The following is a 22,940-nucleotide window of genomic DNA, read 5'->3' as shown; positions in this document are numbered from 1 at the left end:
GGACCTTATCCTACTAACATTCACATCCTTTCTCCATGTAGCATTTCCTCTTTGCTCATTATATACTTCTCTTTACCATTTTTTCACACCTTTTTCATATAGCCCTCCTGCTAAAAATATATTATTCTTTTTTTATAACATGTGTAGGGTGACTTATCATTTCTTACGTCTATATAATAGAATGCGTCAAAAAGGAGGGAGAGACCGATTGAGGAAAAACAATTAGTTGCAAAAGCACAGCAAGGAAGCGAACATGCTTTTCGTATCCTTGTACAAACATATCGTCATTATATTTTTCAAGTTATCTTTTCCATTTTAAGACATGAAGAAGATGCTAAAGATGTTACACAAGAAGTATTCGTAAAAATTCACGCCTCTCTCCAAAATTATCAATTTCGCGGATTAAAAACGTGGATGGCACGTATTGCCACCAATCACGCTATTGATTATAAGAGAAAAAAAGCTAGAGAAAACGAAGAACTCTCCTTATGTAAAGAAACTGCGGAAAATATAAAAGCCTCTCATAATATCGAGGCTTTATTATTGACGAAAGAGCAAAAATTACTCATTGCTCAAAAACTGCGAGAACTTCCCGACAATTACCGTGACGTCGTTCTCGCACATTACTTAGAAGAAAAAAGTTATCAAGAAATTGCTTTGCAAGAAAATATTGAAGTGAAAACAGTCGAAATGAAACTGTATCGGGCAAGAAAATGGATTAAAAAACATTGGAAGGAGGAAGAGTTTCTATGATGCATTATTCAAAAGAAGATTGGCGCAATTATACATTAGATGTTATATCAAACAATGAACGTGAATCTATGGAAGAACATCTTTATGAATGTGATCATTGTTTAGCACTTTATATGGAAAGTATTGATGAACAACACGAAAACCTTCCAATGATAAATGATGATTCATTTACGAACGAAGTTATGACGCAAATTAATTTTGAAACGTTACAGCCTAATGAAAATATAAAAACAAACTCACTAAAGCGCACAATTATTCACTACATAATTGCGACTGCGGCTACAATTATTTTTATGGTAAGTGGTTTATTCCAGTATATTTTCACAGCGACATCAAATTTCGAGAAATCTTCAAAACATAACGAGTCTTCTATCTCACAACAAATTGTAAACAAATCGGTAGACACATCAAAAAAGGACGGAGGTTCAAAGCATGAATAAAAATCCCTTTTTAGCACTTGTATTAGGGCTAATTCCTGGGCTTGGTCATTTATATTTAAAGAAATTCGGACGATTTATTTTATATAGCGGAGGGGCTTTATTTCTATTTATCTTTGCAGCATTTTGTACAATAGCATTAGGAGCGCGTGATATTGCTTTTCTTTCTCTATTTTTACTAGTCGTGTTATGGGCGATCAATTTATTAGATTTAGTTATCACTATTATTAATCAATCGAAAAAACAAGCAGCCGGAGAATTTACAGAGTCCTCTAAAGAAAGCGAACGATTTTATATCATTCTTCTATCAATCATTCCTGGGCTTGGTCATTTTCAATTAGGACTTATGCAACGCGGACTTACATTTTTAGTCGCTTGCACAGGAATCGGAAGTATGATTATATTCGTTGCACTCTTAACATCTCAAGGAAGTTTCCTTATCTTCCTTATTACGTTACCTGTTTTATGGATTTATAATTTCTTCGATGTTGTTCAGCAACTACAGAAAAAAGAACGTGGCGAGCAATTAGTTGATCGTACTATTTTTGAAGACTTTGAAGAGCACCGAGAACAAGGAAAGAAAAGTAAAACATTTGCTTCTATTTTAGCGATGTTCCCTGGAGCAGGACATATGTATTTAGGCTTACAACGCCGTGGTCTTCAGCTTATGGCAGCCTTTTTACTATCCATTTATTTACTCGATTTATTAAGACTCTCTGCGTTTTTATTTTTAGTACCAATCATTTGGTTTTATAGCTTTTTTGACACATTACAGCAAACAGCCAAATACGGAAAAGAACGCGTACATGACGAACCTATCATCGACTATTTTATAAATCATCAAAGATGGATCGGTATCGGTTTAATTACACTCGGTGGTTATTATTTATTAGATCAAACAGTCCTTCCTATTTTGAATGATTATTTTGTAACTATATTTAATATTCATCTTAGCGAACTATATTATCGCTATTTCCAAACATCTATCGTTGCTCTCCTTTTAATTGGTGGCGGCTTTAAATTGTTACTTGGAAATAAAGAAAACAAAGGTGGTACAAACGAATGAGAACATGGCGCGTTGGAACATTCTCAATGGGGCTTTCCATTATTACATTAGGTTGTTTCTTACTATTTTCAGTTATGAAAGGCACTCAAGTATTGGATACATTAACAGCATGGTGGCCTGTTTTACTTATTATACTTGGCGCTGAAATTTTACTATACCTTCTATTTTCTAAGAAGGAACAATCATTTATTAAATATGATATTTTTAGTATTTTCTTTATTGGAGTTTTAGGAAGCGTTGGAATTGCTTTTTACTGTTTATTATCAACTGGATTACTAGAAGAAGTTCGTCATTCTATTAACACAACTAGGCAAACGAGTAATATTCCAGACGGACAACTTGATATACCTGAATCTATCAAAAAAATCGTAGTGGATGCGGGGCATCACCCTCTAACGATAGAGGGAAATAATACAAATCAAATTCATCTTTTTGGAACATATGAAATGACGACAAAGGCAAATGAAAAACCTAATTTAAAACAAGAGGATTTCCTTTCAGTTCAAACGGCTGGAGAAACGATGTATATAACGTTAAAACCATTACCGGTTCAGCATACGTTTTTTAACTTCGCACCACAGGTGAAACAAACACTCGTTCTTCCGCAAAATAAAAATGTAGAGATCCGCGCTTCGAATAACGAACTATCTCTTTATCCAGGTCAATTACAAAATAATTGGTTTGTACAAAACAGTTCAAACGTATCTGTTCATTTAACTAAAGAAAGTGATGTTTCTTTAACAGCCGTAACAAATCAAAAAGAAACTCACGGAAACACACCTTGGGAACAAGTAGAAGATTTAGCGAAAAAAGAAAATAATTCTTCAGAAGAAAATCCAGAATTAAATGGGCAAGAACATTGGTATAAAAACTCGATAAAAACAGGAAATGGAACGTACAAATTAAATATTGAGAAAGCTTATAATTTAAATATGAGCGTTATCGAAAAATAAGAAACCTTCCACAATTGTGGAAGGTTTTTCTCATATAATCGCTTTTATTCCTTCTAAAATTAATCCAATCATAAAACCACAAACAGCCCCGTTCACACGAATCCACTGCAAATCTTTACCGACATTATTTTCAATCATTTCGATTAATGTTTTATCATCTAACTTATCAAGGTTTTCTTGCACAAGCTTTCCAATTTTCGAATGATTCTTTTCAACAATAGTAACAACTTGTTTTTGTAACCAATCTTCTATTTTTTGAACAGTCAGTTCGTCTTCTTTTATTTTATTCATTTGTGTTTGTAAGAATGGAACAACATATTTATCAGCAAATTCTTCATTCTTCACAAAGGTAACTGCCCTACTCTGTACTTGCTCTAGCATTTCTTTTATTTTGTCTGTAGCATCCCAATTTGCAATCCATTTTTCTTTCCACTTCTCTAATTCCTGTAATAAAGATTCATTTTCTTTTACATTTATAATCTCTTGACGAATTTTCGCTAATATAAGTTGTCTTGTGCTATTATCTGCATCTTGTAAGCTGTTAATATTACTAATGATAAACTTCTGCAAAATGCCGCCGATTTTATCTTCATCTACAATATTCATAAATGATTTCAAAGTAAACTGCAGGAATCCATCTACTTTTATGTTTTCCATCGCCTTCATACCTAAGCTTCCGAGCTGATAACGTGCTTCATCTTGAGCCGTCCAATCTTTCACTTTTACTAATATGTAATCAAGTGTTTTTTCATCATATTCTTGCACTACTAATTGATCCACGAGAACTTGTAATATGTTACTTGTGTTAATTGTATGCAAATACGTTTTTAATTCTTTTTCAATAATAACTGCTAATTTTTCTGTATCTATTTGAAGAATCGCTTTCTCAGCAATTGTTACAATTCCTTTTTTCACAGCGTCAGACTGTAACTCTTTCTCAGCAATTTGCAGTACCATTTGTGCTAGCTGCATTTCTTTTACTTTACTTGTAATACTTTCTTTCGTCAGCCATTCATTTTCTAACGTAGAAACGAGACCCTTTGTTACCCGTTTCCGATTTTTAGGTAATAATGCTGTATGTGGAATTGGAATTCCCAACGGATGACGGAATAAAGCTGTAACCGCAAACCAATCCGCAAGTCCACCAACTAACCCAGCTTCAAATCCCCCTTGAATAATCTCCCCAGCTACCGTTCCTTGAAAAGGGATGGAAGCCGCAAAACCTACGCCCATAACCCCAAGCGAAATACCCGCTATATATTTAGTCTGTAATGACATCGTATACACATCCTCTTATTATGTAAAATAAAGCTTTTTGTTATTTTTATTCGATATTAGCAATCCTTTATATCTATACTATAAAGAACTAGTGCGAAAATAACAAAGAATTTTATGTACATGAAAAAAATGAGGCTGTAAATAGCCTCATTTTTATTTACACGTTAATTCCAAACCTTTCTTATAATACCCATTCATCACGTCTTCCGGAACCATACTCCCACCAGTTCCCCACACAATATGAGTACCTTTCTTCACCTTCTCTGTTAACTGTTGTTTTTGTAAATACTCATTTTCAGCTTTACATACATTCAACGGCCCTATCATACCCGCTAATGCAGAAGGCTCTAAATAAATATTTTCAGTATCAGCCAGTTCTTTTAATAATCTATATAACTCTTCATCACTTACTGTATAATTTCCACTCAAAAATGGTTCCATCGTTTTACCGACAAATCCAGATGGTCTTCCTACTGCAAGCCCATCCGCATCAGTTACATTGTCAATCCCGATATCTTGAACGGCAATTTTATCGTGAAGCCCTGTCATTAAACCGAGTAACATACATGGAGAGTGCGTAGGCTCCGCAAAGAAACAGTGCACATTGTCTTTGTACAATAACTTTAAACCAAATGCTACTCCGCCAGGCCCGCCACCTACCCCGCACGGAAGATAAACGAATAAAGGGTGCTCTTCATCTACTACAATTTCTAACTCTTCTAATTGTTTTTGTAAACGTGATGCTGCTACTGCGTATCCTAAAAATAAATCATGTGAGTTTTCATCATCAACAAAATAACAGCTAGGATCTGCATCTGCTTGCAGTCTTCCTTCTTCTACTGCTTTACTATAATCAGCTTCATATTCAATAACGTTTACACCTTTACTTCTTAATAAATCTTTTTTCCATTCTTTTGCGTCTGCCGACATATGAACAGTCACATTAAAACCTAATTTCGCACTCATAATACCGATGCTAAGCCCTAAATTGCCAGTAGAACCTACTGCAATTGAATACTTCGCAAAAAAACCTCTAAATCTATCACTATCTAAAATTGAATAATCATCTTTCCCTGTTAACATTCCATGCTGAAGTGCCAGTTGCTCTGCATGTTTCAGCACTTCGTATATTCCGCCTCTAGCTTTTATTGATCCTGATATCGGAAGCCCGCTATCACATTTTAATAGTAATCCCCCTAAAATAGGTTGCCCATAACTTTTCTCTAAAGATTGTTTCATAGAAGGTATTTTCACTAAAGGTGATTCTATAATACCGCCTGTTTCCTTCGTTTCAGGAAATACTTTCGCAATATATGGTGCAAAACGCTTTAATCTCTCTTCCGCGTCTTTTACATGTTCTTCATTAAGTGGCGAATTTTTTATTGCTGTTTCATACTTTTCCATATTCGGGTTTATCCAAAATACTTCTTCTGTTGCGATTAAGTTATTTACTAGTGGATATTGCTCTTTTAATGCCTCTATCTCCTTCATTCCTCTTCCTCCTCATATCCTTGTAGATAGCCATATAATAAATTATAATTAAATTAATTTTAATATAGTTTAACATAAATAATTCATTTTAGTTAATTTAAATTTAATTTATTTAAATATAATTTAATAATTATTAAGGAGCATTTATTATGGAAAATATAGATATTGGTAAAAAGATTGAAAAACAAAGAAAAGAAAAAGGATTAACTAGTAAAGAATTAGCAAAGATGGCCGAAATCACACCATCAATGCTTAGTCAAATTGAACGTGGTTCTGCTAACCCTTCTATTCAAACATTAAAGGTACTTGCAAAAGCTCTTGATGTTCCAACATTTAGTTTTTTACTTGAAGAAAATAATACAGACGATTTAATTGTACGTTCTCATAAAAGAAAAAAAATGATTATCGATAATTTATCATATGAATTGTTATCACCTGATTTCACAGGAAATTTAGCAACAGCAATTATGACTATCCCACCGAATACTGCTTCATCAGAAAATGTTCTAGAACATAAAGGTGAAGAATTAGCATTTGTATTAGACGGAAAAATCACATTGCACTTAAATGAAGAAGAATACACATTAGAAACTGGTGATAGCGTAAAAATACCAGCTTATTTAAAACATAAATGGGTAAATCAATTCGAGAAAAATGCGATTGTTTTATTTTCTGTTACTCCGCCGATTTTTTAATTCATATGATGATACAAAAATAGCCATGCATAGATGCTCTCAGTGCATGGCTACTTTTATTTTTTTGGTACGAACAAAATCCCTAGACTAATAACACAAAAACTGAGTATTTGCTGTATTGAAAGACCAACTAAAACCGAATTTTGTTCACTAATAAGTGAAATAATGATATGAGCAATTCCCTCGCAAATTAGAAAAAAGCTTATATTCTTTCCATTTCCTAATCTTTCATTTTTAATCCATAACGAGCCAATTATACCGAGTGCGAGTATAATCTCATACATGAAAATAGGATGATACAAAAATTTTGATTCATATATTTTCATCCCCCACGGCAGTGTCGTTTGTGCACCTACTTCTTGATGGAATATAAAATAAAAGATTATACTCACGCAAAATCCAAAAGGTAATGTATCAAGTAAAATCCGAAGAGAAAATTGCTCTTTTTTACTTTTCCAAACAATATATATACTCGCAATTACGCACCCTACTATAATATGCTGAATACTTCCTACAGCTAATAATGCTGGCATTGGCGCCCCAATGGCCCATACCGGATTTAAAATTGCCGGTGCGAATTTCCATACTAATACAATGATAAGAAAGCCATTCGTTACTGCATCCATCATTTTTTCATATTGAATATTTTGCTTTTTCATCCTTAGTTTCATTAGAGTAAATCCAAATAAACTTCCTATTATAAGAGAAACGGGTTGTAACCTCACCATCCACTCCATCACTATGAAATCCCCTCTTAATTCTCAATTATTTTCTTAAACTTCTCTTCTAATTGATCTGGAGGTAATACACCTCGTGCATGATCTACAATAATTCCATCTTTATTAACAAAAAATGTCGTTGGTAAAGAAAATACTTTATAATCTATTCCAGCTACTCCGTCCATATCTAATAGAACAGGAAATTTAAATCCGTGACGATCTGCAAATGCGCTCGCTTCTTGTACTGGATCCCCGATTGTTGCATTTACCGCAAAGATTTCAACATCCTCCTTATATTTATCATACAAACGAACTAGATCAGGAGCCTCCATTTCACATGGACCACACCATGATGCCCAAAAATTAATAACATATGGTTTTCCCTTTGCATCATTTAACGAATAAAGCTTCCCATCTAATCCTTTTAATGTTATGTTCGGCGCTTTAAATCCCACTTGTGGTAATACTTCCTTCTCTTGTAACTCCGCTTGTTTCGCTTTTCTTTCTTTTTCTTCTTTCTTAGTATTATAAAAGTTAACTCCGGCCCAAATTAGTGCCCCAGCTAGTATAATAGCAATTAGTTTCTTCACTTTTCTTCCTCCTCATTTCTAAAATCCCGTAAATCCGCCGAATAGACGAATAAAGAACGCTGTAATTTTCGTCATTTGATTTGTATATAATAAAACCCCTGTTAAAATCATCATTCCACCGCCGATTTTCATCATGACATTGGCATAAGTAACAATCCATTTTACCTTTCCAATAAAAAATGCCATCACGAAAAACGGAACTGCAAAGCCAAGAGTATATGCCGTAATATAAAGAAGCGCACTTTCCGGATTGGTCGCCCCGAGCATAAGCACTGCAGAAAATATCGGACCAACACACGGTGTCCATCCTGCTGCATATGTCATGCCGACCAAAACTGAGCGAATATATCCTGTCGATTTACTTCTATACTGCACTTTTTTCTCTGCCATAAGCCACTTAGGCTGAAACAATCCAGTCATAAATAACCCCATCAAAACAATAAAAACCCCACCAATTTGTTGAATCAATCTTTGATTAGATGAAAAAGTAATCCCAATCCAACTCACCGATAAACCTAACGCATAAAATATAACCGAGAAACCGATCATAAAAAATACTGTATGTATAATCGCTGACTTTTGCATAATCCCACGATTTTCTTTTAAATCTTGAATAGACACACCTGTAATATATGATAAATAAGATGGATATAGCGGTAAAGAACATGGTGATATAAATGAAAGTATACCAGCCCCTACTACTAGCCAAATTGTTAAATCCGCCGCATTCATTTTATTCCCCCTAAATACACTACAATGCGTAGTGTTAATTATTAAAAAAAGAGGCTATATGCACTCTCCGACAATAAGTACAATCGACATACAAAATAGCCCTAACGTTACATATACTGAATTTGTATGTAATGGTATATTCAGCTTAACAACTTTCTCATTCAACACTTGCTCAATTCGTAAATTAATTGCGGTTTTCGCAAACGACGCTGTAATACATTGATTTTCCATCGTCTTTATTTTAATTAACTTTAATAATGCACTACCTAGCTCAAATGAAGATTTCATTTTTTGCATCGCATATTTATCTGCTGATAGCTCTTGATATACATGATAACGCTGCAACATCCCTTTTAATATAGGAATATACATCATTCCCTCAGCTAACAATGTAAAGAAAAATAACTTTAATGGATCTCGATTTTTTTGATGATATTCCTCATGTAATACAATCGCATCAATTTCTTCCTCAGAAAATGCCTGAAACATTCCTTCTGAAATGACAATTTTCGGTCGAAATAATCCAATTGTAAATGCCGTAATCTGTAACGTTGATAATACGTACACTTGCTTTCCTTTTCTAGTAATAGACACGAGATTTCTTTTCAATCTTTTACTATAAAAAAATTGCTTCCAAATTCTTTTACTCATAATGATTACAGTAAATAACAGTAATCCGGCTATCATTATACGAAGTATTGATAGTTCCCTCATATGTTTTTGTAATTCAAATAAACAAAATTGAGAAAGGAAAAATGCTTTATTTTGAAAAAGAAATGGGTATGTAACGTAGTATACTAACATGCTTAAAAAAAGCACACTAATAGTCACTGCTAACAAAACGATTTTACGCATTTGCCACTTCATTTTATCGGTCCTCTTTTTTTAGCCGACTTAATTTCTCTTCTAATTTTTTTATTAAAGATGGATCAGCTTGTTCTAACTCATCTATCATATGGTTCACAACAAGATCTCCAAATTCACCCATTAATTCCTGTGTCATTTTCTTCGTTTGATTAGATAAAAATTCTTCCTTCGTTTGTGTAGTACGATACATACCACTTCTTTTCACAATATGCTTTTCTAAATGTGCTTTCTCTACTAATCTGTTCATAACTGTCATTACAGTATTAAAATTCACCGGGGATTCTTCACTTAATCTCTGTTGCACATCTTTAATGGTAATACCCTCAGTAGCCCAAACAATTTCCATTATTTTCGCTTCAAGCGGTCCGAAAAAGTGATTTAACCCTTGCTCATTTAACTTGTAGTTTTGAGTAAACATCGTATGGCCCCTTTCACACTACAGATTGTAGTATAAAATATATAGAAGGTCAAACATAAATGATATTAACTGATACTTAAATGAATCCTAATCTCCACTAATTAGTTATCTGTACCACGTTCGATTCATTGTAAACCTAACTTCTCTCCAAATGTATCATAGAGATAATATTCTAATATTTGCACACTAAATTTCTCATTACGCCCAAGTGCAAATAATTCCCGATCTTTAGCTACGATAGTATCTAATGGAATCACCACATTATCCACTATTTTTGTAATTTCAATTATATTACTTTCTACGTTTACTTCTGTTTTAAATTCAATATTTTCTAATACTATATGTGAACGTCTTCCTGATGCAAAAAAAGTAAAGTTAGGGTTTTTAAAAATTCCAATTTCACTCTCTAACGGATATAAATATTTATAAATTATATCTCTGTGTCCATCTTTTATTATTTTTTCATCTTTTTCATCATCTAAATATTCTTTCACCTTCGCTGCGAACTCAAATCGAAAATCCACTCTTTCACGCTCCCTCTTTTTAGTCTACGCTAATAAATATATTAATATAATTTAACTATATTATAAAATAAGTTCCTATAAAAAGTAAAAAACACTTTTGTAAAACTTTTGGTATTCTCTGTACTTTTTAAATATAAATACTCTTTCAACATTCATTAGTACGTCGTTATATTCATTTAAACATATTGTTCCCATATTTTGAAACAATATTTTCCAGTATTATATATCAATAAAGTGAAACTTTAATCAATGGGGATTTTGTTCATCCCCCATTGATTATTAGCCCACACCAATCGGGCGTTTACGGGCAGCAGGGCTCCCGCCTAACTGCTTTGCTCCAATCGAATTTTGAGGGGGGAGTTTACTGCCCGCAAATAGCGGGATAAACTGCTTCTAATTCCTTTCTATCCACAGCTATCGACTCCTTATGCTATTTCAATATATTGTTCACTTTATTTCCCCTTATTCATTAAATCACAGAAGGAATGTAACTCCCCACTATCGAATTTTTACATAACAAATATTATTAGGTGGTGCTTTACTATGAAATTAGCTGTCATTGGTGGCGGTGATTTACAAGATCCAAATCACTTGCATATTAATGAACGACTTATAGAATTAACGAATAAACAATACCCAAAAGTATTATTCATTCCTACAGCTAGTCGTGATGATGAAGGATATATAAAGTTATTTTTAGAAACATTTGAAAAGCAATTACATTGTGAGGTTCAAACTTTACGCATTTCAACCGAAACACCTACTAAATATGAAATAGATGAGATGATTCATTCTGCCGATTTAATTTACCTTGGCGGTGGAAATTACGTTCACATGCTTGAACAATGGAAAGAACATAAACTAGATGAAAAGTTACTATTTGCTTTAAAACGTGGAACACTTATTGCAGGATATAGTGCCGGTGCTATGTGCTGGTTCACATCTAGCATTCGTTCAGATTATGAAGGTTCCGGTTATATAGAAAGTAGTGGCTGGGGTATTGTTAACAAAAGATTTTGCCCCCATTACAATCAATTAAATAGAATGAATGCCTTCCATACGTTTTTACAAACTCACCAAGGTAATATAGAAGGTATTGCATTAGAAGATAATTGCGCTTTATATATTACAGAAGGTTCATTTGAAATTATCGGTGAGCCAGATACAGCTTGGGAGTTTTATATGAATAATGGAGAACTCATTAGACAACATTTTGACATAACTTTAAAAAGTTATTTATAAGCATTCATAAAAAAATGTCCCTAAGTATAATGACTTAGGGACATTTTCATCTTTTAACTCACTAATCGTGTAATTCGTTTCTTCTGCCATGAAAGCTTATAATATGCATACTGTAATATTAAGCTGACGATGAATGCAGCTGGATACCCAATCCATATCCCTTCTATTCCAAGGCTCGTATGGTAAGAAAGATAATACGCCACAGGTACTTCAACAAGCCAAATTGATACAACACTGATTACAGTTGGCCATAGTACAGTACCACTTGCTCGCATTGTCGCACTAATAATTTGTGCATGACCGAAAATTAAGTAGCTCCATAATGTAATCATGATTAGACTATGAGCAATGTCAATTGTATTTTGACTTGTTAAAAATAGTGCTAAAATATCTCTTGAGAACAAGTAAATAAGAGATATTAATACACCACCAATGATATAATTCATAATAATTCCGGCCTTAACAACTTTCTGTAATCGATCAAATTGGTTCGCACCAATTGATTGCGCTGCAAAAATTGATACGGTAATGCCGAGGCTAACCGCTGGCATTTGTACATAACTTGCAACTTGGTTCACAACACCATACGCCGCTGTTGCATCTGAACCGTACCGATTTACAAATGCGATTACCGCGATCTCTGATAATGAAACTAATATCATATTAATACTCGCTGGAATACCGAGGCGTAACAATAATTTTAATAACTCCCAGTCCATACGAAGATATTTTCTTACTGTCCCGTCTAATTGTAGTGGATGATTTTTCTTCTTTAAATACACTAGCATGACAATAAACGTAATAACTGTAGATATAACTGAAGCATAGGCTGCTCCGTAAACATCTAATTTCGGAGCTCCTAACCAGCCAAAAATAAGAATTGGTAATAAAATCATATTTAGCGCTGTACTTACGATTAAAAAGTAAAATGGCGTTTTTGAATCTCCTGTACCTCTCATAAATGTTGTATATGCAAAATATAAGAATAACACTGGCATAGATATAAATAAAATTCTTGCGTAATGCACACTTATTTCAATAATATTTTCTGGCGTTCCCATAAGACGCATAATATCCATCGCAAAAATACTACCTATTATCGCCAACACGACTCCGATAATAAAAGTAAACGTAAGCGTCGTACCAACGATAGCTTTTAAGCGCTCCTCATTTTTAGCACCAAATGCCTGACCAATTAAAATTGAACTACCAGAACCAATTCCAATTACAAATGAAACGAGTAGGAAAAACAACGGGAAAAATGCCGATATAGCTGCTAGATCATTTACGCCAAGCCATCTTCCTACTACTACCATTCCAAATAACTGTCCAACTGATTGTAATACATTACTTAAAAGTAACGGCACTAAAAACATGGACATCGATTTCCATATCGGCTTATGTTCTGTTTCTGACTTCTGTGACTCTACACCTTCTTTATTGTTATCTGTAGGTGGTTTCAAATTTCATTTCTCCTTTTATTTAAAATCTGCACAGTTAAATCCGTGCTCAAATAGTTGTAATTACTCCAACCATTTCTATACTGTTTGCTCGTCAAAGTAATTGCCTCTTCCACTCACTATTTTCAAATCCATCATAGAACTTTAACATATTTTTCGTATCTGTAATCCTCTATCTCTTTGTATAGTTGTTTTTATTATGTGCATCTATTCATTTTCTTCTCTTCATTCTTATAACTTCACCCAATATTGGCTTCCATCAGCTGTTCTATCTAAAAAACCATATTCGATTAAATATCTTCTCAAAGTTACAAAATCCGGATATATATTTTCTAAAACTGTATTCACTTCTTTTTCAGTATACTTTTTATTACTATCGAATTTCTTCACTAAATGACGTAATATAATCAATTTACGCTTTTGCTTTTTCGGAAATTTAGAAAGCGGTCCATCCAAACCTTCTGTAAAATGCACTGTTAAAACTTCAGCATTTTCTTCCTCTGTAATATTGTATCTATCATCCACCATCGTAGCTGTTCTATGAATCGGTACAAATTTAGTTTGAACTTTTGATTTTTCTTCTGACAATTCCATTAACGCTAAAAATACTTTCGCTTGCTTCATTTTCTCGCGCAATGTAAATCGATGATTGCGAATCGTCGATGTGCTCCCGCCATCCATTTCTTTTACAATCTCTTTATCGTTAAGTCCCATATGGAAAAACTGAACCATTTTCTTTTGCAAATCAGTTAAGCCTGTAAACTTTTTATCAAGATTTAATAAATATTCAAACATAGATGTATGCTCATTTTGAATATGCAACTGTACAAACTTCTCTGCTTCATACAAAACTTGATTTTCTTGATAAATAACCCCTTTAATAAACGTTTCTCCACAAGCTAAACAAACATACTCCTCTGCTTCCTCGTCAAATACATACCCTTTCTTCAATTCCTCTATCGACGCATCCCAAAACTTCTCTGAAATATCACTCATACTAAACATTCCTCCAAAAGGTTTATTAAAACCATAAACAAATTACGATACCGTTTATTACCACTCCATCATCTTACCATACCAAAAGCAAACAATTCAATATTTCGTTTACCTATTTTACAAACTTTTATAAAAATATCTATTTATACGTTATAAAAAGGACTTATCCCAACAAACAGCGAATGTGTTTTTAGAAACCACTTATTATTAAGTTGTGAAATATGCTGTTCAATCTTTAAGTGCTACAAACCTAATTCAACATGGAACCGGCATTCACACATTCCAAAACTTCAGCATTCAATTTTAACTACAAAAAAGGTGTTTCCATATACGAAAACACCTTTTACCTTTTATATATTTTATAAACAACCTCTACTAAAACTTTACTTGCTTTTACAAATACATGTTTTCGATTTCCATCCTCAACGAATCTATTTGAACAACCACTAATCATCATACAACTAATCATCATACAACTAATCATCATACAACTAATTATGACTATTACTTTAATACTTTTTCTGCAAATCATTTTATACAACTCCACTTTTGAAAACTCCATTCAAATTTATCCCATCAAAAAAGTCTACACGAATAACGAAACATAAAAATATGCAATGTTGCATATTTTTATGTTTTATTACGATATTGTGATTTAATTATTTTAATGATTGGTATAACGAGGTGACTGACTTGAAATTTAAAGCGAAAAAAAATCCATTCCATATCATTTTTCTCTCATTGTTTATCGTTGTTTTCTTCATTTCTCTATTTTTTCAACATGAGAATTCTATTTTTTTCACTCTTATGATGCTGTTAAATATCGTGAATCTCTCTTCTTTCTATTTTTCTCATTACAAAATAACGGAATCTGCCCTTATTGTTAAACATGGTTTCATACTCCGTACTGAAATTCCATTTGAAGATATACGCCACATTAAATACTCTGGTAAAAAGCTTCGTTCAGAAAATTGGACAAGACAACAAATAGAAATTCATTATAATTTATTCGACTCAGTAACATCTTTCGTACCACAAGAAGAGGAGAAATTCATTTCACTCTTAAAAGAAAACTGGCCAAATGTGAAAATAATCAATAGTACCTCAAATGAATAATTTTGTTTGAGACAGTTCAATGCTATTAGGATAACTATATAAGAATTGAATATCCTCCCCAAGTAAAACCGCCGTTTACATATTTATTCTCCCCTCAGGCTAACTCCCCAATAGTTAGTCTATTTTTTATTACATAAAGATACTACGCCTTCATCACAAACAAACGATACGAACATACACTATTTCTAGAAAAACAAACTACTACACAAAATGAATGAAAGGTGCTTATTATGTATGAGTTAAGTTATGAAGGATTAACAGGTGAAATTATTACAAGATATGATTGTGAGTACGAAGAAGCTAGACAAGAATGGAATCGGGCTATTCAAAAGTTTCCTTTAGCTATCATTTATTGTTTTACGAAATGGGATGTTAGTAATGCGATTATTTGGGCGAGAAAAAATGAAATTGCTATTCGCATTCGTTCTGGTGGACACCATTACGAAGGATATTCTGTCGGAAACAATGTCCTCGTAATTGATATAAGTAAAATGAACTGTATGCAGCTTAATGAACATAAAAATACATTAGTCATTCAAGGTGGTGCTCAAAATAAACAAATCTATGACTTTATCTCTTCAAAAGGTTATCCATTTCCAGGAGGAACTTGTCCAACTGTTGGAGTAAGTGGATACACTTTAGGTGGAGGTTGGGGCTATTCTAGTAGGTATTTCGGCCTTGGTTGTGACAATTTAATAGAGTTAGAATTAATTGACTATAAAGGTAAAGTAATTACAGCTAATGAAACTTGCCATAAAGACTTATTTTGGGCTTGTCGCGGGGCAGGTGGCGGAAATTTTGGCATCGTTGTTTCGCTAACTTTTAAGCTCCCTCCAATAGTTGATAAAGTTACTTTCGTTGAACTATATTGGCCTAACGCTTCAGTAGACATCCAAAAGGAATTTCTTCACACATGGCAAAGCTGGCTAGTAAATTTAAATAGTAAGATGACAATCGGTGCGAGCATATACAACTCTGCTGTGGAAGGACTTGCAATATATGGACGAGGTTTATATTACGGTACCCCAGAAGATGCAGCGTTCATTCTACAAGATTTACTCAATATAAACGGGGTGAAGATGAATTTACAATATATCAGTTTTCTTGAAGCAATGGCCATTGTAGAATCTTCATATCCACCGTCTGAACAATTTAAATCTACAGGCCGGTTCGTTCATAAACAATATAACGAGGAAGAAATCGAAAAAATTATTAGTCTTATTGAAGATAGAGCTTCCGGTAGTATTTTTGCAGCTATAAGTCTCTACCCCCTTGGAGGAAAAATTCAAGATGTAGGTAAAGATGCGAGCGCTTTTTATTACCGCGATGCACATTATATTCTAGGAATCCAAACTATATGGGAAGATCCGATTGTTAAAAAGGATAATTCCCAATGGTTAGAAAGCCGATTTGACTATATAGAATCCATAACAGAAGGCTCATCCATCAATTTCCCATACAGCGATTTGAAAGATTATATGAACGCTTATTACGGGACACATGCGAACAAATTAAGAAAAATCAGTAAAAAATATGACCCTTTATGTGTATTTACTTTTCCGCAAGGAATTAAAAATTAATATGCGATAAAGTGAAACTTTAATCAGTGGGGTTTTGTTCATCCCCCACTGATTATTAGCCTTCACCAATCGGGCGTTTATGGGCAGCAGGGCTCCCACCTAACTTCTTTGCTTCAGCCGAATTTTGAGGTAGGAGTTTTACTGCCCGGCAAATAGCGGGATAAAAAAGCCAAGATTCTAAATTAAGAATCTTGGCCTCTTCTATTATTCTTTCGGAGCAATCATTTTTTTCGGATCTACAATCTCATCAAATTGCTCTTCTGTTAGTAGTCCAGATTGCAATGCTGCTTCTTTTAAAGTTAACCCTTCTTTATGGGCATGCTTTGCAATTTTCGCGGCATTTTCATACCCGATATGTGGGTTTAGCGCTGTTACAAGCATTAATGAACGATTTACATTTTCATTAATTACTTCTTCATCTGCTTCAATACCAACTGCACATTTATCATTAAACGAAACGGTTGCATCAGCTAATAAGTGAGCAGATTGCAGGAAGTTGTAAGCAATAACTGGTTTGAATACGTTTAGCTCAAAATTACCTTGGCTCGCAGCAAATCCGATTGTTGTGTCATTCCCCATAACTTGTGCTACAACCATTGTTAATGCTTCACTTTGCGTTGGATTTACTTTACCTGGCATAATAGAGCTTCCTGGTTCATTTGCAGGGATAATAATTTCCCCAAGACCACTTCGTGGACCACTTGCAAGCCAGCGCACATCGTTAGCTATCTTCATTAAATCAGCAGCTAATGCTTTTAATGCTCCATGTGCAAATACAACTTCATCATGGCTCGTTAACGCATGGAATTTATTTGGTGCAGAAACAAATTGTTTACCTGTAAACAGACTAATTTCTTCTGCTACCATCTCACCAAATTTAGGGTGCGCATTAATTCCAGTTCCAACCGCAGTACCACCAATTGCTAATTCTTTCATATATGTATTGCTATCTGCAATCATACGCTCTGTTTTTTCAAGCATACGGTGCCATCCGCTAATTTCTTGTCCTAACGTTAAAGGTGTTGCATCTTGTAAATGCGTACGACCGATTTTAATAATATGTTCAAATGCAGTTACTTTTTCTGCTAATGTTTCTTTTAATTTCGTAATAGCTGGCAATACATGGTTTTCTACCGCAATTACACACGCTACATGAAGTGCTGTTGGGAACGTATCATTTGAACTTTGAGACATGTTCACGTCATCATTCGGATGAATATGTACGTCAGATCCCTTTTCTTTCAAAATTTGATTACCGCGGTTTGCAATTACTTCATTTACATTCATATTCGATTGTGTACCACTACCCGTTTGCCATACGACAAGTGGAAAATGTTCATTCCATTTTTCTGCGATAACTTCATCAGCAGCTTCCACAATTGCTTGCGTCTTCTCTTCTGATAGCTTTCCTAATTTTTGATTACTAAGCGCTGCACTCTTCTTTAAAATCGCAAATGCTTTTACAATTTCAAGCGGCATATGCTCTGTTCCAATCGGAAAATTTTCCTTACTACGCTGCGTTTGTGCTGCCCATAATTTATCAGCTGGAACTTTCATTTCTCCTAATGTATCTCTTTCAATTCTGTACTCCATTTTTTCATCCCCTTGAAAATAAAATACCTACATCTTTTATTTTAACAGACTTTCTATCAAATGATAAGAATTCTCATTAATACATATAAAAAAAATTACCTTCCGCCACCGCAGAAGGTAATTTTTTTATGATGCTTGCTTTCCTTTATCCGCATCATCTACATACCAAATGAACTTGCCTGTATATCCATAAATAACTGCTAAAATGAGTGATACGAAGCTTAGCCACATAAATGGAACGTATGATAATGTTGATACACCTAAAATACCAGCCATAAAAATACCATTATCAGACCATGGAACCATACCAGAAGTCAAAGTTCCACCTACTTCTGAGTTACGTGCTAATACGCGGCGATCTATTTTTAATTTATCATAGCTATCTTCCATAATTTTTGGTGTTAAAATAAGTGATACGTACATCGCACAACCAAATATGTTAGCTAAAAATGCAACGATTAATGTAGACAATGTTACATTACCTGCAGAATTTAATTTCTTCTCAAATTTCGATACGATTACCTTTAGAACACCTAACTTTTCAAGTAATCCACCAAAACCTAATCCGAAAATAATAACAGCTACTGAACCAAGCATACCATTAATTCCACCACGGTTTAATAACTTATCGACAAACTCGACACCAGATTGAATTGAGAATCCGTTATATGCTGTTCCAATTGCCTCTCCAAAGTTCATTCCTTGGAAAAGTGTTGCCCAAATTGCACCAATTAAAGCTCCCATAGCAATTGTTGGCATAGATGGTTTCTTCATCGCCAATAGCACAATAACAATTACCGCTGGAACAAGCATCCATATTTTAATATCAAAGTGCTTTAATAAAGATTCTTTTAAAAACTCAACTCTATTTAAATCTACATTATCCCCGCCATACATCCATCCAGCAACAGTAAACATAATGCTGGTAATAATATAAGCTGGAACGTCTAATACGAGCATAGCTCGAACGTGAGCGATAACATCTACTTTCGCCATAGAAGCTGCAAGAACTGTGCTATCAGAAAGTGGTGATAATTTGTCTCCGAAATAAGCTCCTGAAAGGACTGCACCCGCAACAAGCGGAAGTGGTAATCCAAGCCCTTCACCTATCGCCATCATAGCAATACCTGCAGTTCCAACTGTTCCCCATGATGTTCCTGTCGCGATAGAAGTGATTGAACAAATAATTAAAGTTGCCAATAAGAATATGCTAGGGTGAATGAATTCTAATCCATAATAAATTAATGTAGGTACAACCCCACCAGCAATCCACGTTCCAATTAAAGCCCCAACTGCAACTAAAATAAGAATTGCTTCTAATCCATTAGAAATCCCTTTCGTAATTGCATCTTGCAATTCTTGATAACGAAATCCTAATCTTAATCCAAGCGCAATAACTAAAAACCATGAAATAAATAGCGCTAATTGAATTGGGAGATCAAAAATCGTTTGGAAGGAAAAGACGACAGCAAGAAATAGGCATAAAAGAATAATAATTTCTAGCATCGATGGTAATCTTACACTTTTCATTTTTTTCTCTCCTTACAAGTCGATAACATGATGTATGTAGTCTTACGTGTATGTAGTATACAATTAGCGAAGACAAAACAAAATTTTCATATTATTTCGATTTATTTTTTCAGTATAATATATTCACAACCCTTTCTATTGTAAAAGTAGATTGCGCTTTTCGCAATGAAAAATATAAAAAATGTTGTATTTTTATTTATTTAGATAAAAACACCTAATGAAATAAAACTTTAATCAATGAGGGTTTTATCCATCCCCACTAATTATTAACCCATAATAACCTTTTTAATATTTGCCTCAACAAAACTTTTTACTACCGCTTTCACCTCATATGTAATAATATATTTCCACATAAAAAAAGAGCACACATCATTTAATCGATGCATGCCCCTCTTTTATTTATACATATTTTGTATCTCTTCTTTATTTTTAAGTATTTCCGAAAACTTATCGCTACAACCTTTCGGAAATAAAACTCCGAGTCCATATGAATGCCCAAACTGAAAATGAGGGTATTTCACCTTGACCTCATCCCAAAACTTATACACACCGAAATCACCGTTTTTAACTTCAATATCATGAAATAATACAATACCGTTTTTAGCAACTTTAGGTAACCATGTTTTATAATCATGAGAAACAGCTTCATACGTATGATAGCCATCAATATGCAAAAGATTTATCGTTTCATCTTGAAACTCATCCAGAGCATCATCAAAAGTAGACCGAATTAAATTCCCTATATTCAGGTAGTTATCCCTCACCACTTTTTCTACTATTTGAAAAACCCCTTCTCCATATGGACCTGTATGCCCATCTCCAGCCCAAGTATCTACAGCAAAACATTTTGTGGCTAACCCACCATCTTTTACCCCCTGGCAAAAACTAAAAAAGGAAGCACCTAAATGCGTACCTAACTCAACTAAAGTTGCTGGTTCTTCAAATCTTACTAAATCATATGCGAAATCTAAATGCCCACTCCACGCAGATTGTGACCGAATAATAGGACTAAATTTTTCAAATTCAAACGATGGTTTATGAGTAACCCAGTTCATCGCGTATCTCCTTGTACACATATTTTTAACAAACCAAATTACTCTTATCTTTATTTTTTTGGCGCCGCGATTATGATTATATTTCATAAAAAGATGAAGAATTACCCATTCTTATTGGGGTAAAGCATCATATACATATGGATTTGCTGGCTTCTTAATCTTCTCTACTTTACTTATTTTCACAAGTGGAAATAGCATTCCTTAGAACCAGAAGCATTGAAAAACTTGGATGAACGATATGGAGATCAAATAACTGAACTTGTATTTATCGGCATCGATATGAATCGTTCTATTAACAGAAAAAGAAATGAAACAAGATTGAAATACATTTGTTGATCCTATTCCCGCTTTTACTTTCACTTCATAATAAAAAGGCTTCCGTAGCATGGAGCCTTTTTCACTTTGTAGTACTCTTATTTAACATATTTGCTTTAATAAGAAACACAATTGTACCTAAAACAATTAAGATAGCATATACGATACCAACTACATCATCTATTTTTTCTAAGCCAAACGGTAATAGTATAGTAGCAACTCCGACTATATAGGAAAACACACCTGAAAGCTTCGCTAATTTATTTTTATCTCCAACAAACGTTTCTTCCTGATAGCCTGCCAACAAAAACAATCTCTTTTTCACATGTATTTGATAGCCTAAAAAAATGATAAGTAATCCAACAAATAAACAAACTAAAAATCCTGCTAGCATATAACTCTCCCCTACGATATTTTACTATACACAAAAAAGATGATCGTTCTTACTAAACAATTTTATTTTTAATTAGAAATTTCAGTTTATTAATACTCCATTTCGTGATATATTGCATATTGTATCTAATATATATTTTTTTGAAAGGAGGACTATATATTTTATGGATCCAAATCGATTAAAAGGAATTATAATGGTCATAATCGGTGCTTGTTTATGGGGCTTATCCGGAACAGCTGCGCAACAACTTTTTCAATTCGAAAACGTTTCCACTGAATGGTTAGTTACAATCCGTTTGCTTATATCCGGTGCTATTTTGCTCATTATGTCATCATTCGGAGCGAACAAAAAAGAAATATTTGGAATTTGGAAACAAAAGTCTGATGCAAATAAGATAATTTTGTTCGGTCTTTTAGGCATGCTTGCTGTACAGTACACGTACTTCGCTTCTATTAAAGAAGGAAACGCTGCTGTTGCAACTTTGTTACAATATTTAGCCCCTATATTTATCACTGTATACTTACTTTTCAAATGGAGCGTTCGTCCATCAAAAATTGATTATATTTCAATTACCCTCTCATTAGTAGGGACTTTTCTCCTATTAACAAACGGTTCTGTTCATAACTTAGCTGTATCTACACCTGCTATCATTTGGGGCATTTTATCTGGACTATCTCTTGCATTTTATAGTTTGTATTCAAAAGAATTGTTAGAAAAGTGGTCTTCATCCGTTATCGTTGGATGGGGGATGATCATTGGGGGGATTGGCGTAACGATTTTACACTTTATTTCCACAAACGAATTCATTTTATTATCAACTATGAAATATGTAAAACTAAGTACCCTCCCGCTCATTACATTTGTCGTCATTTTCGGGACACTCATCGCATTTTATTTATACTTAGATAGCATAAGATACCTTACGCCTAAAGAAACAACATTATTTGGCTGTACAGAACCACTCGCAGCTATTATTTCTTCTGTGCTTATTTTGCACGTACCGTTTCAACCTTTTCAGTTATTAGGTGCTTTTTGTGTAATTGTAATGGTGCTCATATTAAGCCAAAAACCGGATAAAGGAAAACCAAAATTAAAGCTTGTTAATACGAAAAAGAAATATATCCAATGAAAGGATT

At 33.8% G+C, this 22,940-nt stretch carries 24 protein-coding genes and 2 pseudogenes; 10 read left to right on the top strand and 16 right to left on the bottom strand.

Annotation, left to right across the window (positions count from 1 at the left end; all coding sequences use genetic code 11):
* Positions 1–207: 207 nt before the first annotated feature.
* The 4 genes from LCF45_RS08845 to exsE are packed head-to-tail and all read left to right on the top strand — an operon-like array spanning position 208 to position 3,209.
* Entirely contained in the window at positions 208–753 is a 546-nt protein-coding gene (locus LCF45_RS08845) for an RNA polymerase sigma factor (protein WP_309439211.1), read from the top strand.
* Positions 750–1,193, top strand: coding sequence for a hypothetical protein (locus LCF45_RS08840; protein WP_002126705.1), 444 nt, complete (start codon positions 750–752; stop codon positions 1,191–1,193). The genes LCF45_RS08845 and LCF45_RS08840 overlap by 4 nt, the downstream gene beginning before the upstream one ends.
* Positions 1,186–2,256, top strand: a complete 1,071-nt coding sequence (locus tag LCF45_RS08835) for a hypothetical protein (RefSeq protein ID WP_002126704.1) — start codon at positions 1,186–1,188, stop codon at positions 2,254–2,256. Before LCF45_RS08840 ends, LCF45_RS08835 begins: the two co-directional genes overlap by 8 nt.
* Positions 2,253–3,209 carry an exosporium protein ExsE gene (gene exsE / locus LCF45_RS08830; protein ID WP_002126702.1) on the top strand — a complete coding sequence of 319 codons (957 nt, stop codon included), beginning with the start codon at positions 2,253–2,255 and terminating at the stop codon, positions 3,207–3,209. Before LCF45_RS08835 ends, exsE begins: the two co-directional genes overlap by 4 nt.
* Before the next feature lie 30 nt (positions 3,210–3,239).
* Here the strand turns inward: exsE and LCF45_RS08825 are convergent, their stop codons facing one another.
* On the bottom strand, positions 3,240–4,487 hold the full coding sequence (locus LCF45_RS08825) for a DUF445 domain-containing protein (protein WP_002086386.1): 1,248 nt from the start codon (positions 4,485–4,487) through the stop codon (positions 3,240–3,242).
* A 153-nt stretch (positions 4,488–4,640) separates the two neighbouring features.
* A complete protein-coding gene (locus LCF45_RS08820) occupies positions 4,641–5,978 on the bottom strand; it encodes a D-serine ammonia-lyase (protein ID WP_002168690.1) in 1,338 nt (445 codons plus the stop codon).
* A gap of 149 nt (positions 5,979–6,127) precedes the next feature.
* Between LCF45_RS08820 and LCF45_RS08815 the strand changes: the two genes are divergently transcribed.
* Positions 6,128–6,673 carry a helix-turn-helix domain-containing protein gene (locus LCF45_RS08815; RefSeq protein ID WP_002012259.1) on the top strand — a complete coding sequence of 182 codons (546 nt, stop codon included), beginning with the start codon at positions 6,128–6,130 and terminating at the stop codon, positions 6,671–6,673.
* Between the two features lie 56 nt (positions 6,674–6,729).
* On the opposite strand, the gene LCF45_RS08810 is transcribed toward LCF45_RS08815, so the two are convergent.
* The 6 genes from LCF45_RS08810 to LCF45_RS08785 all read right to left on the bottom strand — a co-directional run bounded on the left by LCF45_RS08810 (position 6,730) and on the right by LCF45_RS08785 (position 10,523).
* Positions 6,730–7,410 (bottom strand): prolipoprotein diacylglyceryl transferase family protein, encoded by a 681-nt coding sequence (locus tag LCF45_RS08810; protein ID WP_003188684.1) that lies wholly within the window; start codon positions 7,408–7,410, stop codon positions 6,730–6,732.
* A gap of 17 nt (positions 7,411–7,427) precedes the next feature.
* Positions 7,428–7,982, bottom strand: coding sequence for a TlpA family protein disulfide reductase (locus LCF45_RS08805; protein WP_002031090.1), 555 nt, complete (start codon positions 7,980–7,982; stop codon positions 7,428–7,430).
* Positions 7,983–8,000: 18 nt separating this feature from the next.
* Positions 8,001–8,714: a cytochrome c-type biogenesis protein CcdA gene (gene ccdA, locus LCF45_RS08800; RefSeq protein WP_002031088.1), complete on the bottom strand. Its 714-nt coding sequence runs from the start codon at positions 8,712–8,714 to the stop codon at positions 8,001–8,003.
* A 54-nt stretch (positions 8,715–8,768) separates the two neighbouring features.
* Positions 8,769–9,581 carry a M56 family metallopeptidase gene (locus LCF45_RS08795; RefSeq protein WP_002126694.1) on the bottom strand — a complete coding sequence of 271 codons (813 nt, stop codon included), beginning with the start codon at positions 9,579–9,581 and terminating at the stop codon, positions 8,769–8,771.
* A gap of 1 nt (position 9,582) precedes the next feature.
* Positions 9,583–9,999 (bottom strand): BlaI/MecI/CopY family transcriptional regulator, encoded by a 417-nt coding sequence (locus LCF45_RS08790; protein ID WP_002031086.1) that lies wholly within the window; start codon positions 9,997–9,999, stop codon positions 9,583–9,585.
* Between the two features lie 125 nt (positions 10,000–10,124).
* Positions 10,125–10,523, bottom strand: coding sequence for a DUF3942 family protein (locus tag LCF45_RS08785; protein ID WP_002031084.1), 399 nt, complete (start codon positions 10,521–10,523; stop codon positions 10,125–10,127).
* A 543-nt stretch (positions 10,524–11,066) separates the two neighbouring features.
* Here LCF45_RS08785 and LCF45_RS08780 point away from each other — a divergent pair.
* Positions 11,067–11,765 (top strand): peptidase E, encoded by a 699-nt coding sequence (locus LCF45_RS08780; RefSeq protein WP_078203055.1) that lies wholly within the window; start codon positions 11,067–11,069, stop codon positions 11,763–11,765.
* A gap of 53 nt (positions 11,766–11,818) precedes the next feature.
* On the opposite strand, the gene LCF45_RS08775 is transcribed toward LCF45_RS08780, so the two are convergent.
* From LCF45_RS08775 to LCF45_RS08765, 3 genes are all read right to left on the bottom strand, one after another.
* Positions 11,819–13,228 (bottom strand): MATE family efflux transporter, encoded by a 1,410-nt coding sequence (locus LCF45_RS08775; protein ID WP_002086395.1) that lies wholly within the window; start codon positions 13,226–13,228, stop codon positions 11,819–11,821.
* A 228-nt stretch (positions 13,229–13,456) separates the two neighbouring features.
* Positions 13,457–14,221 carry a DUF2087 domain-containing protein gene (locus tag LCF45_RS08770; protein WP_002126691.1) on the bottom strand — a complete coding sequence of 255 codons (765 nt, stop codon included), beginning with the start codon at positions 14,219–14,221 and terminating at the stop codon, positions 13,457–13,459.
* A gap of 343 nt (positions 14,222–14,564) precedes the next feature.
* Positions 14,565–14,753: a hypothetical protein gene (locus LCF45_RS08765; protein ID WP_263894742.1), complete on the bottom strand. Its 189-nt coding sequence runs from the start codon at positions 14,751–14,753 to the stop codon at positions 14,565–14,567.
* A gap of 161 nt (positions 14,754–14,914) precedes the next feature.
* On the opposite strand from LCF45_RS08765, the gene LCF45_RS08760 reads away from it, so the two are divergent.
* Positions 14,915–15,337 carry a PH domain-containing protein gene (locus tag LCF45_RS08760; protein ID WP_002168693.1) on the top strand — a complete coding sequence of 141 codons (423 nt, stop codon included), beginning with the start codon at positions 14,915–14,917 and terminating at the stop codon, positions 15,335–15,337.
* A gap of 230 nt (positions 15,338–15,567) precedes the next feature.
* A complete protein-coding gene (locus LCF45_RS08755) occupies positions 15,568–16,917 on the top strand; it encodes an FAD-binding oxidoreductase (protein ID WP_078203054.1) in 1,350 nt (449 codons plus the stop codon).
* Positions 16,918–17,121: 204 nt separating this feature from the next.
* Here LCF45_RS08755 and fumC read toward each other — a convergent pair whose 3' ends face one another.
* The 4 genes and pseudogenes from fumC to LCF45_RS27035 form a co-directional block, all read right to left on the bottom strand.
* The gene (gene fumC / locus LCF45_RS08750) at positions 17,122–18,510 is read right to left on the bottom strand and encodes a class II fumarate hydratase (protein ID WP_002035171.1); all 1,389 of its coding nucleotides are present in this window, start codon (positions 18,508–18,510) and stop codon (positions 17,122–17,124) included.
* 126 nt (positions 18,511–18,636) lie between these two features.
* Positions 18,637–20,040, bottom strand: a complete 1,404-nt coding sequence (gene nhaC / locus LCF45_RS08745) for a Na+/H+ antiporter NhaC (protein WP_002126686.1) — start codon at positions 20,038–20,040, stop codon at positions 18,637–18,639.
* 395 nt (positions 20,041–20,435) lie between these two features.
* Positions 20,436–21,095 (bottom strand): class I SAM-dependent methyltransferase, encoded by a 660-nt coding sequence (locus LCF45_RS08740; RefSeq protein ID WP_002168696.1) that lies wholly within the window; start codon positions 21,093–21,095, stop codon positions 20,436–20,438.
* 111 nt (positions 21,096–21,206) lie between these two features.
* Positions 21,207–21,296, bottom strand: a pseudogene (locus tag LCF45_RS27035) (TIGR03943 family protein); the annotation flags it as partial.
* Between the two features lie 3 nt (positions 21,297–21,299).
* On the opposite strand from LCF45_RS27035, the pseudogene LCF45_RS08735 reads away from it, so the two are divergent.
* Positions 21,300–21,417 (top strand): annotated as a pseudogene (locus tag LCF45_RS08735) (GTP-binding protein); the annotation flags it as partial.
* A gap of 75 nt (positions 21,418–21,492) precedes the next feature.
* On the opposite strand, the gene LCF45_RS08730 reads toward LCF45_RS08735, so the two are convergent.
* Positions 21,493–21,804, bottom strand: coding sequence for a DUF3784 domain-containing protein (locus LCF45_RS08730; protein ID WP_078203053.1), 312 nt, complete (start codon positions 21,802–21,804; stop codon positions 21,493–21,495).
* 163 nt (positions 21,805–21,967) lie between these two features.
* On the opposite strand from LCF45_RS08730, the gene LCF45_RS08725 reads away from it, so the two are divergent.
* On the top strand, positions 21,968–22,933 hold the full coding sequence (locus tag LCF45_RS08725; RefSeq protein WP_078203052.1) for a DMT family transporter: 966 nt from the start codon (positions 21,968–21,970) through the stop codon (positions 22,931–22,933).
* Positions 22,934–22,940: the final 7 nt, after the last annotated feature.

Origin of the sequence: Bacillus sp. 41-22 (genome assembly GCF_025809295.1) — a bacterium.
Lineage (GTDB): Bacteria > Bacillota > Bacilli > Bacillales > Bacillaceae_G > Bacillus_A > Bacillus_A mycoides.
Note: the sequence above shows the minus strand (reverse complement) of the source record. Positions and strands in the feature narration are given on the sequence as shown.

Coding starts and splice junctions, on each gene's coding strand:
- LCF45_RS08840 (WP_002126705.1), top strand. CDS start 750: ATGATGCATTATTCAAAAGAAGATTGGCGCAATTATACATTAGATGTT.
- LCF45_RS08835 (WP_002126704.1), top strand. CDS start 1,186: ATGAATAAAAATCCCTTTTTAGCACTTGTATTAGGGCTAATTCCTGGG.
- exsE (WP_002126702.1), top strand. CDS start 2,253: ATGAGAACATGGCGCGTTGGAACATTCTCAATGGGGCTTTCCATTATT.
- LCF45_RS08825 (WP_002086386.1), bottom strand. CDS start 4,487: ATGTCATTACAGACTAAATATATAGCGGGTATTTCGCTTGGGGTTATG.
- LCF45_RS08820 (WP_002168690.1), bottom strand. CDS start 5,978: ATGAAGGAGATAGAGGCATTAAAAGAGCAATATCCACTAGTAAATAAC.
- LCF45_RS08815 (WP_002012259.1), top strand. CDS start 6,128: ATGGAAAATATAGATATTGGTAAAAAGATTGAAAAACAAAGAAAAGAA.
- LCF45_RS08810 (WP_003188684.1), bottom strand. CDS start 7,410: ATGGAGTGGATGGTGAGGTTACAACCCGTTTCTCTTATAATAGGAAGT.
- ccdA (WP_002031088.1), bottom strand. CDS start 8,714: ATGAATGCGGCGGATTTAACAATTTGGCTAGTAGTAGGGGCTGGTATA.
- LCF45_RS08795 (WP_002126694.1), bottom strand. CDS start 9,581: ATGAAGTGGCAAATGCGTAAAATCGTTTTGTTAGCAGTGACTATTAGT.
- LCF45_RS08790 (WP_002031086.1), bottom strand. CDS start 9,999: ATGTTTACTCAAAACTACAAGTTAAATGAGCAAGGGTTAAATCACTTT.
- LCF45_RS08780 (WP_078203055.1), top strand. CDS start 11,067: ATGAAATTAGCTGTCATTGGTGGCGGTGATTTACAAGATCCAAATCAC.
- LCF45_RS08770 (WP_002126691.1), bottom strand. CDS start 14,221: ATGAGTGATATTTCAGAGAAGTTTTGGGATGCGTCGATAGAGGAATTG.
- LCF45_RS08765 (WP_263894742.1), bottom strand. CDS start 14,753: ATGATTTGCAGAAAAAGTATTAAAGTAATAGTCATAATTAGTTGTATG.
- LCF45_RS08755 (WP_078203054.1), top strand. CDS start 15,568: ATGTATGAGTTAAGTTATGAAGGATTAACAGGTGAAATTATTACAAGA.
- fumC (WP_002035171.1), bottom strand. CDS start 18,510: ATGGAGTACAGAATTGAAAGAGATACATTAGGAGAAATGAAAGTTCCA.
- nhaC (WP_002126686.1), bottom strand. CDS start 20,040: ATGAAAAGTGTAAGATTACCATCGATGCTAGAAATTATTATTCTTTTA.
- LCF45_RS08740 (WP_002168696.1), bottom strand. CDS start 21,095: ATGAACTGGGTTACTCATAAACCATCGTTTGAATTTGAAAAATTTAGT.
- LCF45_RS08730 (WP_078203053.1), bottom strand. CDS start 21,804: ATGCTAGCAGGATTTTTAGTTTGTTTATTTGTTGGATTACTTATCATT.
- LCF45_RS08725 (WP_078203052.1), top strand. CDS start 21,968: ATGGATCCAAATCGATTAAAAGGAATTATAATGGTCATAATCGGTGCT.